The organism is Proteiniphilum acetatigenes DSM 18083 (assembly GCF_000380985.1).
GTDB classification, from domain to species: domain Bacteria; phylum Bacteroidota; class Bacteroidia; order Bacteroidales; family Dysgonomonadaceae; genus Proteiniphilum; species Proteiniphilum acetatigenes.
In genome coordinates, this window is record NZ_KB905701.1 from 65,128 (window position 1) to 79,258 (window position 14,131).

The 14,131-nt window shown below is 42.6% G+C and carries 12 protein-coding genes and 1 tRNA gene; 6 read left to right on the forward strand and 7 right to left on the reverse strand.

Annotated features, from left to right (window positions below; translation table 11 throughout):
* Nucleotides 1-10 precede the first annotated feature (10 nt).
* The 3 genes from ypfJ to F597_RS0114245 all read left to right on the forward strand — a co-directional run bounded on the left by ypfJ (nucleotide 11) and on the right by F597_RS0114245 (nucleotide 4,398).
* Nucleotides 11-883 (forward strand): KPN_02809 family neutral zinc metallopeptidase, encoded by an 873-nt coding sequence (gene ypfJ / locus F597_RS0114235; protein ID WP_019540429.1) that lies wholly within the window; start codon nucleotides 11-13, stop codon nucleotides 881-883.
* 89 nt (nucleotides 884-972) lie between these two features.
* The gene (locus F597_RS0114240; protein WP_019540430.1) at nucleotides 973-2,571 is read left to right on the forward strand and encodes a CotH kinase family protein; all 1,599 of its coding nucleotides are present in this window, start codon (nucleotides 973-975) and stop codon (nucleotides 2,569-2,571) included.
* Nucleotides 2,572-2,808: 237 nt separating this feature from the next.
* Nucleotides 2,809-4,398: a PAS domain-containing protein gene (locus tag F597_RS0114245; protein WP_019540431.1), complete on the forward strand. Its 1,590-nt coding sequence runs from the start codon at nucleotides 2,809-2,811 to the stop codon at nucleotides 4,396-4,398.
* A gap of 29 nt (nucleotides 4,399-4,427) precedes the next feature.
* Here F597_RS0114245 and F597_RS0114250 read toward each other — a convergent pair whose 3' ends face one another.
* The 6 genes from F597_RS0114250 to F597_RS0114275 form a co-directional block, all read right to left on the reverse strand.
* Nucleotides 4,428-5,048, reverse strand: a complete 621-nt coding sequence (locus tag F597_RS0114250) for an RNA polymerase sigma factor (protein WP_019540432.1) — start codon at nucleotides 5,046-5,048, stop codon at nucleotides 4,428-4,430.
* Nucleotides 5,049-5,279: 231 nt separating this feature from the next.
* Nucleotides 5,280-5,351 (reverse strand) — tRNA-Arg (locus F597_RS0114255).
* 12 nt (nucleotides 5,352-5,363) lie between these two features.
* The gene (locus tag F597_RS0114260) at nucleotides 5,364-5,981 is read right to left on the reverse strand and encodes a DUF3256 family protein (protein ID WP_157279153.1); all 618 of its coding nucleotides are present in this window, start codon (nucleotides 5,979-5,981) and stop codon (nucleotides 5,364-5,366) included.
* Between the two features lie 34 nt (nucleotides 5,982-6,015).
* Complete coding sequence (locus F597_RS0114265; protein ID WP_019540434.1) at nucleotides 6,016-7,497, reverse strand: alpha-L-fucosidase; 1,482 nt, start codon at nucleotides 7,495-7,497, stop codon at nucleotides 6,016-6,018.
* Nucleotides 7,498-7,672: 175 nt separating this feature from the next.
* Entirely contained in the window at nucleotides 7,673-7,909 is a 237-nt protein-coding gene (locus F597_RS0114270) for a hypothetical protein (protein WP_019540435.1), read from the reverse strand.
* A 169-nt stretch (nucleotides 7,910-8,078) separates the two neighbouring features.
* Nucleotides 8,079-9,728, reverse strand: coding sequence for an AMP-binding protein (locus tag F597_RS0114275; protein ID WP_019540436.1), 1,650 nt, complete (start codon nucleotides 9,726-9,728; stop codon nucleotides 8,079-8,081).
* Nucleotides 9,729-9,922: 194 nt separating this feature from the next.
* Here F597_RS0114275 and mtaB point away from each other — a divergent pair, with 194 nt between their 5' ends.
* The 3 genes from mtaB (at nucleotide 9,923) to F597_RS0114290 (ending at nucleotide 13,299) form a co-directional block, all read left to right on the forward strand.
* Nucleotides 9,923-11,236 carry a tRNA (N(6)-L-threonylcarbamoyladenosine(37)-C(2))-methylthiotransferase MtaB gene (gene mtaB, locus F597_RS0114280; RefSeq protein ID WP_019540437.1) on the forward strand — a complete coding sequence of 438 codons (1,314 nt, stop codon included), beginning with the start codon at nucleotides 9,923-9,925 and terminating at the stop codon, nucleotides 11,234-11,236.
* Entirely contained in the window at nucleotides 11,236-12,135 is a 900-nt protein-coding gene (locus tag F597_RS0114285) for a lysophospholipid acyltransferase family protein (protein WP_019540438.1), read from the forward strand. Before mtaB ends, F597_RS0114285 begins: the two co-directional genes overlap by 1 nt.
* A gap of 111 nt (nucleotides 12,136-12,246) precedes the next feature.
* Nucleotides 12,247-13,299: a glycosyltransferase family 2 protein gene (locus F597_RS0114290; RefSeq protein WP_019540439.1), complete on the forward strand. Its 1,053-nt coding sequence runs from the start codon at nucleotides 12,247-12,249 to the stop codon at nucleotides 13,297-13,299.
* 36 nt (nucleotides 13,300-13,335) lie between these two features.
* On the opposite strand, the gene porT is transcribed toward F597_RS0114290, so the two are convergent.
* Entirely contained in the window at nucleotides 13,336-14,040 is a 705-nt protein-coding gene (gene porT, locus F597_RS0114295) for a type IX secretion/gliding motility protein PorT/SprT (RefSeq protein WP_019540440.1), read from the reverse strand.
* Between the last annotated feature and the right edge of the window lie 91 nt (nucleotides 14,041-14,131).

The window sequence follows — 14,131 nt, forward strand, 5'->3', positions numbered from 1 at the left end:
AACATGTTTCATGAAGTGGATCAATAGAAATGACAGCCAGGCCAACTATGAAGACCGTAGGGGCAGAGGCAGAGGGAGAAGAAACGCTGCCATCGGTGGAGTAGGAGCGGTCGTCATTGCGGTGATAGCATTGTTGTTAGGCCAAAATCCTTTCCAGGCATTAGACATGGTAAACAGTATTGCTCCGGGAGAATTGACTGAGGTAATAGATCCTTCCAGGGTGAATGAGAATGAGGAACTGAAGGTTTTTACGCTGGGAGTGTTTAACAGCGCCAATGACGTGTGGGAGGAGATATTCCGGACGCAACTGAATAAACAATATATACGTCCTACCCTGGTTACTTTTACCGATGCCACAGTTTCGGAATGTGGTGGGGCTACGGATGCCGTAGGACCATTCTATTGTCCTGCAGACCAGAAAATGTATATCGATCTCAACTTTTTTCATCAGTTAAGAACTGATTTCGGTGCTGAAGGTGATCTGGCAATGGCTTATGTGACGGCTCACGAAATAGGGCACCACGTACAGAAATTGTTGGGGATCATCGATGAGATGAATCAATACAGGGGGCGGATCAGCGAAACGGAATTCAATAAACTCAATGTGAAGTTGGAATTACAGGCCGATTTTCTGGCAGGAGTCTGGGTGTATCATGCACAGCAGATGAACATGATTCAACTGGAGTCGGGCGATCTGGAGTCGGCAATCAGTGCTACCACGGCGGTCGGCGATGACACCATTCAGAAACGTTCGAGAGGGTATAGCGTCCCCGATTCGTTTACACACGGTACCTCCGCGCAACGTACTTATTGGTTCAGAAAGGGCATGCAGACCGGTGATATCAGTCAGGGAGATACATTCAACGACCCGGCTCTGCGGTAGGGAAGTAATTATTATATTGGTTAATTTTAAACCATAGTCTTTTTGAACTTGTTTATGAACTATAGTGTAATTAATAGAAAAACTAAAGCATGAAATATCTCAAATACCACACTGCATCGGGACTGTTCCTGTACTTCATATTATTTTCTTTTTTTATCTCCTGTTCGGATAAGGGAACGGAGGAGTTGTCTTCTGTCTCCCAACTCGATTCATTTACTTTCCATCCAAAATTCAATGAAGATTTAGAAGAAACTGTATCGGTTATGAGATCAGGTACAGATATAACCGTATCAATCCCTTACAGTGTATCACCTGACGGTTTGATCGCTACATTTACCTATTCGGGTGCATCAGTGAAAATAGGTGATGTTGAACAGGTCAGTGATGTTACAAAAAATGATTTCAGCGAGCCGGTCGTTTATAGTGTTATTGCTGAAGACGGGACAAAAACTGATTATACTGTTACCGTTATAAAGAATCTGCCACGTATACCAAGAGTGTATGTCAATACAACAGGAGGTGCACCTATTCTGGATAAGGAGAATTATGTTAATTCAACGGTCAGGGTTGAGGATATTGATAAATATTATACTGATGGAGACCCTGTTACATCAACAGCCGGAATAAGAGGGAGGGGAAACTCAACATGGGGAATGGATAAAAAACCGTACCGCGTAAAGCTGGACAATAAGGTATCCCTTTTAGGTATGAGTAACGACAAAGACTGGGCGCTTCTTGCCAATCATACGGACAAAACATTATTGAGAAACATTACTGCTTTTGAAATAGCAAAAATAGCCGAAATGAGCTGGACTCCTGCATCTATCAGCGTCGATTTTTACCTGAACGGAACATACCAGGGAGTATATGCATTGACAGAGCATGTAAAGGTTTCGAAAGAAAGGCTTGATATGGAGTTGGTGACACCTTCCGATAATTCAGGGGAAGTGTTGACCGGTGGTTATTTTCTGGAGCTGGACTTTCATTTTGATGAACCATATAAGTTCAAAACGAATAAGGAACAGTTGCCTATTATGTTTAAAGATCCGGATGAACCTACGGATGCGCAATTTGAATATGTACAAAATTATTTCAACATAGCCGAGGAGGTTCTATACGGAGATAATTTTACTGACCCCGAAAACGGTTACCGCAAATATATCGATGTAGAGTCGTTTATTAACTATTATATAGTACAGGAACTTGCCAAGAATGTGGATGGGAATATGCGGGGCAGTTGTTATATGGCTATTCGCAGGAACGAAAAGATCGAGATGCCGTTAGTATGGGACTTTGATATCGCCTTTGGTAATGCCGACCATATCACATGGGAACAGGGAGCCACTTCCGCGGGTCCGGATGGCTGGTTTATTAAAACTCAATCGCCCTGGTTCGATCAGCTATTTAAAGATCCCTATTTTGTGTCGGAATTAAAAAAACGATGGAGCCAACTGAAACCTGAACTCGATGAAATCCCCGGTTTTATCAGGGACCATGCCCTTGCATTACAGGATGCACAAAAAAAGAATTTTAGTCCGAAACCCGGAGGCGCCGGATGGAGCATCACAAAACCCGAATGGAATACAAAGATAATCAGAGGATCCTATGCTGCTGAGGTCAACTTTTTTGTGGAGTTTGTGGAAAAACGCCTCCAATGGCTGGATACAAATATCAATGCGTTGCCGTGAATATACGTCGATGCCTTGTTATAAGTAATTATCCATTGTCCATTGTCAAAGTGGTGTATACTCAAAAAGAGGGATGTTTTCCTTGAAAAATAGCAATTTATAGCGATTGCGGATGCTGTTTTGATCCTATAATTTTGTAAGGTAGAGGTAACCTGCCGATACACAAGAGCACCTTTTGCATCACACATCAATTATCACAGCGTAAAACAAAAGGGGCACTGACAAAATTATTTTATTATGGAAGAAAAAATAACCAATACAACATTTGAGAGTTTAGACCAGAATAAACTCCAACGGATGCTTCATATCAAGCAACAGTATGATAAAGGAGTGTTGTCACTCGATGAAGCGAAAAATCGTATGAAAAGTGAAGTGGGGAGAATTTCACCCGAAGAGTTTGCTGCCGCTGAACAGATGTTTAAGGACGAGGATCCTGACGAATGCCGTAACGAGGATGTCCGTACTATACTGGAGGTATTTGACGGATTGATCCAGGCTGATGAGCCCGGTCTTCCGTACGGTCATCCTATAGATGCTTACCGGAGGGAAAATAATAAGATGAAGGAATTGTTGCTAAAGGGTGACGAATTGGCTCAAAGGTCTTTTATCCTGAATCCCTGGCTGGAACTGATGGAACAGATCATACAGTACAAAGTCCATTTCAGCCGTAAACAGAACCAGCTTTATTCGGCGTTGGAAAGAAAGGGATTCGATCGTCCTTCCACTACGATGTGGGTGTATGACGACGAGATACGTGACGAGATGAATAACGCCCTGGAGCTACTAAAAAAAGAGGAGGTAAATGTGGATTCGTTTCTCGATGCATACCGGCAGATGACTATCGATCTGAGAGACCTGATGGAGAAAGAGGAGTTGATCCTTTATCCGACTTCATTGAAACTGATTCCTGAAGATGAATTCGAAGAGATGAAATCGGGCGACAGGGAAATCGGATTCTTCCTTATAGATATGCCCGATCTCCGCTCATCTTCATCCAACAAAGAAGTGCCACCTGTAGCAGGACAAAACGGTTTTATGGACGACTTAGCGGCGTTACTTTCAAAATATGGAAAAAACATAGAGACAGATCCAAAGGAGAAAGTACTCGATGTGGCCGAGGGAAAACTTACGTTGGAGCAGATAAATCTTCTTTTCCGTCACTTACCCGTAGACATCTCTTTCGTAGATGAAAACGATCTCGTGAAATTCTATACCGATACGCCTCATCGTGTATTTCCACGTAGCAAGGGCGTTATCGGCAGAGAGGTACGTAACTGTCATCCGCCCAAAAGTCTGCACATGGTGGAGGAGATCATTGAGAAATTTCGTAGCGGCGAGCAGAGTAAATCGGAGTTTTGGATCAATAAACCCGGACTTTTCATCTATATCGTGTATGTCGCTGTGAGAGACAAGGACGGAACTTTCAGGGGAGTGATGGAAATGATGCAGGATTGTACCCATATCCGGCAGCTCGAAGGTGAGCGGAGACTGCTTACCTGGGAGGGAAAACAGAATCAACAAAATGGAGCCGCAGAGGCCACCCGGAGCACCCAAAATACCCAAAACGGGGGAGACGATAACCAGGGTGTTAGCGATGGAGATGGCACAATTACCATTACTGCGGATACTAAATTAAAAACATTGATCCAGCGTTATCCTCAGCTAAAGGAAGATCTGCCCGGCATAAATCCAAAATTTTCCATGTTGAAGAGTCCGATGGCTAGAGTTGTGTTGCCTATCGCCACACTCAAAATGATGAGTGAACAATCCGGGATACCCCAGCAGGAACTGATTGAGAAGATAACAGATATCATCGCAACTTATTGAAAGCGGCGTATCAAAAGCCGACTTTGTGTTTATGCAATTATTTTTGAAATAATAAGCGTCAGAATAGCCAATTGATATTCTGCAGCCGGTTCTTCATTGTAATATTCCAATACATTCTCACGAACCATTTTCATTGCTGTTGCAAACCGGTTCATGACCGATTTTGGGGAGATATCCAAAGACTTTGCCGTCTCTTGGACAGATAGCTGTTGCTCCCAGCGAAGCCGGAATACTTCCCGTTCTGAAGGCCGCATCTCCCGTATCGTAAAGTCTATGATCCGTTTCAATTCTTTCAGAATAGTCTCTTCATGCGCATAGGTTGCGGAAAGATGGATCAATTCCGGAAGAGCTTCCTCCCAAAGAACCTGTTCTGGTTTTTTACTGTAAAAATCAATGATTTTATATTTTAACCTGATAAACAAATAATTCTGCAAACACCCGTCAGCACTGCCTGTAAGGAAATTCCTTTTATTCCATGTTTCTATCATCAGTTCCTGCACGATATCTTTCGCATTATCGGTGTTCATATACCGGGTTGCGGTTCTGTACAGACGACCTGCATAACGTGTGAAAATTATCTGAAACCACGATTTGTTACGTAACGCCTCTACATCTGTGATATCTTTTGTCGTATTAATGTCAATAATCATATTCAACCCCCCAAAATTAGCATTGCAAAGTAAGGGAATGAATGTTACGATCCTGTTCCTTTTAGGTTGTATTTTTGTTACATTTTTTAAGGCTGTTTTCTTACAATAATTCCAATGGCACTGGTTTTGTCAAAAGCTCAGAATTGAAGAAGTGTTTTATTGAGTTATATAATCTAATAGGAAAAGAGGAGTATGTTACAAAAAACCACCACGAATGTGGTGGAATGAAAGTACACCCGGCGGGAATCGAACCCACATCGTCGGAACCGGAATCCGATATTCTATCCATTGAACTACGGGTGCAGGATTGCCTTATTATTGCCTGAATACAGCGTTTTCCCATTTAAATGTAACGGTGTCACTTTTCAGAAAAGGCTTTATCTCTGCGATCTGGCCGTCTGTCAAAAGTGCTTTGTAGTTGAATGTCAGCATTAAATCACTACCGCTTTCATTGAACTCTGCCGAGATCGGGTAAATGTGGTGCAAAGATACTGCATATTTATAATTTTTCATCTCTTTTTTGGAAGAATCGAAGAAAATTTCTTTGGTGAGTTCCGGTAGGAAACTATTGTTCTCTATTTTTTTCCATTCCGTTGTATAGAAAGAGATATGACTATCACATGCTTCCGCACAGACGGTCTTGATTATACATACAATCGAAGAATCCTTCGCAACCGGTAGCATTTTTAATTGGGTGGTACCTGCATCTGATGTTTTTATCTTCAGATAATCGCTGCTTTGCTCCAGTTTTTTGATTTCGCCCAGCGCATAAGGAACGGTTGTTTCGCCTGAATCGACCAACAGCATGGTCTTATTGCCTTCCGATACTCCCGGAAGGAGTTCCGACGGCATCGATTTGAACAGGTCTCCTATATTTTGTCCCTCTGCCACTAAAGAAACAGAAAGGAAAAATATCCATATAAAATTTCGCATGATCATTATTATTATAAATATTTTAATTTGATTTTTATTTTACAGAATGATAAGTATCGGTTCCCTCGCTTAAATGCGGAGCATGATAAGCACCCACCTTGAAAATGTTGGCAATATCACGCGTCTCTGAAATGGTTACCCGTAATTTAGGAACAGAGACATCATCGAACCTGAGCAATCGTTTATAGCCGATGGTAGTGCCCTTTGCCAATTCCACCCATTCGTCGTTTATCCACCCTTCCACGACAAATTCTTCAACACGCTGGCCCTTACGGATATCTTCCTGCAGCATCACCGTATTGATTGTTTCACCCGGTATCATATTATATTCACGGCTTGCTCCCACAGAGGCTTTCCATTCCATATTGCCATTTGTGAGCTTCTCGTTTTCAAAAGTCTGGGTGATATAGGTGCCAAACTGTCTGAGTCGCTCAGTATCAGTTTCGTACAGCCTGCCACGCTTATCCGGTGGAATATTTAACAACAGTACCGAGTTCATCCCGACTGACTGGAAATAGATATCCACCAGTTGTGGTAATGTTTTTACCGCTTGATCCTCTTCCGGGTGATAGAACCAGCCCGGACGAATAGATACATCTACCTCGGAAGGATACCAATAAACTGTTTTTGCTTCGGCGATAAGCCGGCGGCTACCTAAATCTTCCGCAGTAGGAGAGATATCCAATCGTATATTTTCATTAATGATGGCATCATTGATATCCGGCTGCAGAGGAGTGACACTCCATTCAGTTTCTCTTCCTAATCCGTCTTCATTGCCTACCCAACGTACATCATTACCCATAATTGCTTTTACAGCCTTGGGTTGAAGGCTGTCAATCACCTGATAGAAATGTGCCCAGTCGTATCTTTGCACTTTACTGTCATGTTCGTCGCCGTGAGTACCGTCGAACCATACTTCGTGGATCTCCCCGTAGTTTGTAAGCAGTTCTCCCAACTGTTGTGCGAACATAGCGTTGTACCGTGGTGAGTCGCCATAACTTTCGGCATTTCTATCCCACGGTGATAGGTAAACACCGAATTTCATGTTGTGACGGTCACATGCTTCCTTCACCTCTCTTACTACATCCCCAAAACCATTTCTCCAGGGTGAGGACGCTACCGAGTGACTGGTAGTTCTGGTAGGCCAAAGGCAAAAACCGTCGTGATGCTTTACCGTGAGAATGACCATTTTAAAACCTGCTTTCTGTAATGTGCTGACCCACTGGTCGGCGTCGAAATCAGTGGGATTGAATAGTGCCGGGTCCTCTGTGCCATCTCCCCGTTCTTTCCCGGTAAAGGTGTTCATCCCAAAATGAATGAAGGCGGCTAACTCCATCCGCTGCCATTCATACTGGTTTTGTGTGGGAACAACATATGCCGAGAGTTTGACTTTCTGGTCGGAAGTGAGCAAATCAGGGAAATCCAGTCTCTTCTCGAAATAAGTATTGGCCCTCTGGTTACACCCTGAGAGCGATACCAGAGACACCAACAAAGCGGTAAAAAGGATCTTTCTCATTTGCTGTCTTGATAAAATTCTATTTTAAAGATAAGTCTGTTTGGTTATCCTTTGGGTTTGTTCTCCCATATCATCCACACAACAGACAAACAAAGTTACTATTTTTGACAGAATATCAAATAAGAAAGCCACCCTTTTGGGGTGGCTGCACTTCAATTTCAACTTTACTCTCTGATTAGTTCACACCAGGAGTAGCTTCTTCAATCACTTGTTCCAGAGTATCGGCGGCTGCTGCTTCAGCAGCTTCGATAGCTGCCCGGATACTGTCAGCCTGAACTTTGGCAATGCTGTCTAATCTGGCTGCTTCAGCGATACTGTCTTGCGTTGCCTTTTCAGCATTTTTTTGAGCATTGTTGCAAGAAATGAAACCCAAAGTTGCAATAGTAGCAACTAATAAAATTACTTTTTTCATTTTTTAGTAGTTTTAAACGATAAATATTAATGCTTTATCAAAAACGAAGCAAAATTACATCAAAAACATGTTATAGAACATGTTTTACTAAAAAATTATAGTTAAATAATATTAAGTATTTGTCAATCTTGATGATCTGAAAAAGAGAAGCCGGATTCCGTACTGTTTATCACTCGTAGAGGAAACGTTTAATGGTTTTCTTGGGTGTTTTCTCAAACTCCTTTTCCATTATTTCTATAGCGGCGATCCTCTCGTATTGAGCGACCGATTGATTGAGTATTCCCTTATTCTCATCCATGATCTCTTTAAGCTTTTCTTCCGGTATATTGTCCTCCTTCATGGCAGGAATATCGGGATAGACCAATGCGACAAGTTTTGTGTTTTGCATTATGACTAAACTTTCAGCGATATAGGGGAGATTGTTCAATCGCGATTCAATTTCTTCGGGATAAATATTCTGCCCATTCGCTGAAAGGATCATGGTTTTGATCCTTCCTTTGATAAAAAGCCGCCTTCCCTTCATGATACCCTGGTCACCGGTTTTAAGCCAGCCGTCGGCTGTGAAAGCTGCTGCTGTCGCTTCGGGATTTTTATAATAGCCTTTCATCACATTTTCCCCCCTAACCTGAATTTCACCCGGAATATTTTCAGGATCAGGCGAATCAATACGTGCTTCCATGATCTTGTCCAATACCGAACCGCAGGATGTAGGTACAAAATCGTAATGGTGATCGTAAGAAATAAGCGGAGCACATTCAGTCATGCCATAGCCGACGGTAAAAGGGAATTTTATCTTGTAGAAGAAAGCTTCTACTTCAGCATTGAGTGCTGCACCTCCGATGATTACCTCTCTGAAGTTTCCTCCCAATGTTTTTGTCAGCGAACTCTTTATTTTATTAAGTATAAGTTTATTGATCCCGGGTACTTTTAAAAGCATCTTGACAGCCGGTTTTTCTATTACCGGCAGGATCCGCTTCTTATATATCTTTTCAAAGACAAGAGGTACCGTGATGATAAGGTGTGGCTTCACCTCGTTCAGTGCAACAATAAGGTTCTGGGGAGTAGGGGAGATGCCCAGCAATGTGGTGTGGACACCCGCAGAAAGTGCATAGAGAAAGTCGAATGCACAACCATATACATGCGCCATCGGTAAAAATGCCAGATTGCGGTCACCAGTAAAAAGCAGATTTAATTTTTCGCCGTAAGTGACGTTCCCTGCAAAATTATTTGCCGTAATCATCACCCCTTTACTGAATCCGGTTGTTCCTGATGTGTAATTAAGGCAAGCTACTTCTTCATTGTTTACGTCTGCATACCGGATATCGTTGCGCGAGAAACCGCCCGCATAGGTGCGATAAAATAGTTCTTCGAGTTTCGCCGCCTTTTCGGTTGTACTTTCATCATTACTTTTCAGAAGAGAGTATAAAGAGGATAACTCAAATACCGGCATCTTCAGATTATCCTTGTTGATGGATTTCCAGATAGCCTCACTGACAAAAACCAGTTTTGAATCGGAATGATCGATAATATGTTCTATGCTCTCCGGATTGAATTCGTGTAAAATAGGGACAATCACTGCACCGTAAGTGATGGTAGCCATAAAAACAATTGACCAGGAGGAGTGGTTTTTACCGACCAGCGAGATCTTGTCGCCCTTTTCAATCTGTAATCCCGAAAACAGAAGGTGAAGTTTGGCTATTTCATGGGCCAGTTGACCATAGGTATATGAATTGCCGCCTTTATAATCAGTCAGTGCAGGCAGATCCCAGTTCTTTTTGAAACTCTCTTCGTATATTTTGATGAAGTTTTGTTCAATCATGATTGCACATTATTGCTAAATATGAGCAAAAGTAATAGCTAAAAATGTATTATCAAAGAAAAAAGGGCTGTAAATTAGGAGTAAAATTGTAATTTTGTCCCTTCATTTATTCACAGTTAATTTATTGTCGTGCGAATTGTTTCTCCCATGGGTCTGTTTTCGAGGAGAAACGATATGAATATGACAAATCAGATATGATTGATAGAACTATTTTTCAAAATAAAACAGCCGCCTATTATACCTTGGGCTGCAAATTGAATTTTGCAGAGACATCTGCTATAGGGAGGCAGTTATTAAATTCCGGTGTGCGTCGTGCCCGGAAGGGGCAGGAAGCCGACATTTGTGTGATCAACACCTGTTCCGTCACTGAATTGGCCGATAAGAAAGGACGTCAGGCTATCAGGAAGGTGATTCAGGAGAACCCTTCGGCATTTGTGGTTGTTACGGGGTGTTACGCCCAGTTGAAACCCGAAGAGGTGGCCGGCATTGAAGGTGTCGACTTAGTATTGGGTGCAGAGCAAAAGCTCGATGTAGTAAAATATCTCGATGATCTGAAGAAAAAAGAGAAAGGAGAGGTTGTCACATCAAAGACACACCGCATCCGCTCGTTCGTCCCTTCCGTTTCTGCGGACGATCGTACCCGTTATTTTTTGAAGGTACAGGACGGATGTGACTATTTCTGTTCCTTTTGTACTATTCCTTTTGCGAGAGGCAGAAGCCGTAACGGGTCGATTGCCGATCTGGTAAGACAGGCCGAACAGGTTGTGCAGGAAGGAGGTAAAGAGATTGTCCTGACAGGGGTGAATATCGGCGATTTCGGACATACCACCAAAGAATCCTTCCTGGATCTTCTTAAAGAACTCGATAAGGTGGAAGGTGTGGAGCGTTACCGCATCTCGTCTATTGAGCCGAATTTGCTTTCGGATGAGATCATAGATTTTGTGGCTGGATCGCATCGTTTTGCACCTCATTTCCATATGCCGTTGCAATCAGGAAGTGATGCCGTACTGAGTCTGATGAAGCGGCGGTATGATACTGCACTGTTCCGTCATAAAGTGGAAAAGATCAAACAGATCCTTCCTCACGCCTTTATCGGAGTGGATGTGATTGTGGGTGTAAGGGGCGAGACCGATGATTATTTTGCAGAGGGAGAAGCATTTATCCGTTCCATCGATTTCTCGCAACTGCATGTGTTTACCTATTCCGAACGTCCCGGTACGGCAGCGCTAAATATCGATTACGCAGTAGATCCGAAGACGAAACATATGCGTAGTAAGACATTACTGGATCTCTCGGACGCACATTTGCGGGATTTTTATCTGTCACAACAGGGAAGCCGGAAAAAAGTACTGTTCGAACACACAAAACGGGGTAAGAAAATGCATGGGTTTACCGAAAATTATGTAAAATTGTATGCCGATTACGACGCATCTCTTGTGAACAGGGTTACAGAAGTGGAAGTGGGGACGTATGATGAGGATGAAATGGCAATGAAAGCGATTTTTTAATGGATGACGAAGGAAGTAAAAAGGGAATCGGGGGTTCACTGTTATATGCGGTAACATATCTGCACGCACTGTTACCGTTTAGAGTGCTGTATATTCTCTCCGATATCCTATATCTATTTGTGTATTATGTGGTAAGATACAGGAGGAAGATTGTAAGGAAAAATCTCAAGAATGCTTTTCCTGAGAAACCTATAAAGAGTATTGAGAAGATTGAGAGAAAATTCTATCGTCACCTGTGTGACTATTTCGTAGAAACTATCAAAACTCTTCGTCTTAGCGATGAGGAAGTACGAAAACGGATGAAGTTCGAAAATCCGGAGATAATTGACCGGCTGACTTCTAATGGAAAATCCTGTGTAGTGAGCCTCGGCCATTATGGTAATTGGGAATGGGTTCCCTCGATCGGGTTACATCTGACGTCAGATGTAGTGTTGGGATTTGTTTATAAAAAGCTGCACTCCAATGCATTCAACCATCTGTTTTTGAAGACACGGAGCCATTTCAACGCCAGACCGATTGAGATGCAAAGTGTTATCCGGCAGATGATCCGTTTTCAGAACCAGGGGAAAGTAATGGTAGTCGGTTTCCTTAACGATCAACGACCATCCCCACGTCAAGAGAAATACTGGACTATCTTCATGAATCAGCAGACCCCCGTACAGACCGGCATGGAGAAAATAGCCCGGCGATTGGGAAATTCCATTGTCTATTTAGATATACAAAAAATCAAAAGAGGGTATTATACAGGTAAATTTTTTGTGATTACGCCTGACGCAAGTGAAGAGACTGAAAACAGTATTATGGAGCGGTACATGAGGAAGCTGGAGGAGACAACCATGAGGGAGCCGGCCTATTATTTATGGTCGCATGACCGCTGGAAATTTAAGAAACCTGATTAAGGTGGAAAGGTGGAAAAGTGGGAAGGTGGAAAGGTGGGGTACCCAGGTGAGATTCACTTTTAGTTTTTAGTTTTACTGTAATTGGTAATTAGTCATTGGTAATTTTAATTAATGAAAACTTCTGTCGTCATATTGAACTGGAACGGGAGAAAATTGCTGGAGCAGTTTCTTCCTTCTGTGCTGCAACATTCATTGAACAAGGAGTGTAATGTGATTGTGGCAGACAACAATTCAAGTGATGATTCGCAGGAATTTCTCCGGACACACTATCCCAACCTGCCAGTGATTGTGCTGGATAAGAATTGGGGATTTGCCGAGGGATATAATAAGGCATTGCAGCAAATAGATTCGGAATATGTAGTATTGCTTAATTCTGACGTAGAGACCACGCCGGGCTGGCTACAATCCCTGATCTCATATATGGATTTACATCCCGAAGTAGCGGCGGTACAGCCGAAAATACGCGCTTACAAAGATAAAAACCGGTTTGAATATGCCGGTGCGTCAGGAGGGTTTATTGATCGCTATGGTTATCCTTTTTGCAGAGGGAGGATTCTGCATGTGGTGGAAGAAGACCGAGGACAGTATGATACCGAGATACCGGTTTTCTGGGCGACAGGAGCATGCCTTTGTATCAGGAAGAAAGATTACACGGAAGCCGGTGGTTTAGATGGACGTTTCTTTGCGCATATGGAAGAAATAGACCTCTGCTGGCGGTTGAATGCGCGGGGAAGGAGGGTGATGTGTGTACCTGCATCTGTAGTGTATCATGTAGGCGGGGCATCACTGAACCAGGATAATCCGAAAAAGATGTATCTGAATTTCCGCAATAACCTGCTGATGCTCTATAAAAATATACCGCAACGAATATACTATTCCACCTTTACCATACGAATTTTCTTCGATATCCTGGCTGGTTTGCGTCTTTTGCTAAGAGGAAACATCCAAAGTGCACAGGCGGTGATCGATGCTTATAGAGATTTCCTGAAGATGAGGCCGTACTATAAGCCTGTACGGAGAGAGAACCTGCAAAAAGCAACTATGGATCTTATCCCTACACAATACCGGAAGAGCATCTTAATCGATTTCTATTTCAGGGGGAAAAGGAGTTATGCATCCCTTTTCGAAAAAGGAAAAATAGACTATACAGCCAGCCGTAATTAGAGAAATTTTTATATCGAGCCGCCCTCGAAAATAATATTACTCGAAGTGAAAACTGAGTGTGATCATTCGTTGAACAGCTTTCGACAGTGAATTGGCATATTTCCGGAGATCATCATCTTTCAGATCATTCCTTTCCTTTTCCAGTATGTCCACAAGGCCGAAACTGAATTTCAACTCCGGAGCCAGTTTAAAAAGCGGCAGATAAAAATCACATCCTACACCAAGCTCAATTCCTGCATCATATGGTTTTAACAGTACAGCACGGTTTTTAATAGAAGCCAGTTCCAGACTGCCATACCCTCCCACCAGGGCATACGGACGGAAATTATTGATCCTGTCGGCAGAGATTTTCAGATGTAACGGCAGGGTGATATAGTTGTTACGGATATGTGTAGCGAATTCTTCCCCTGATGATTGTTCCCTGAATACAAATTTTTTATCGCCCAGATAAAGCGAGGGTGTCACCCGGAGATTCATAAACCTGTTGACGTACATATCCCCGATGATGCCGATCGCAAATCCTGGCGAATAAGCAGGGATTTCAGAAAACCAAACCTCTCCGTTTTCATTGATAAAACCCGATTGGGTGAGTATCAGGTCTTGCGTATGTACCCCGAGTGTAAACCCCAGATGAAATAGCCGCTGATCGGCATAGGGGCGGTGTTGTAACTTACGCTGCTGACTATGAAGATTACCTGAAATCAGGATCAACAGAAGAAAATATGTCGTTTTTTTTATCATGCCTTATATTAAACGTTTTTCTTTACCGGTTATTGTGTTTTGGATAGGTTGTACCGGTTTTTATCAAGATATAATGGATGTAAATGAAGGG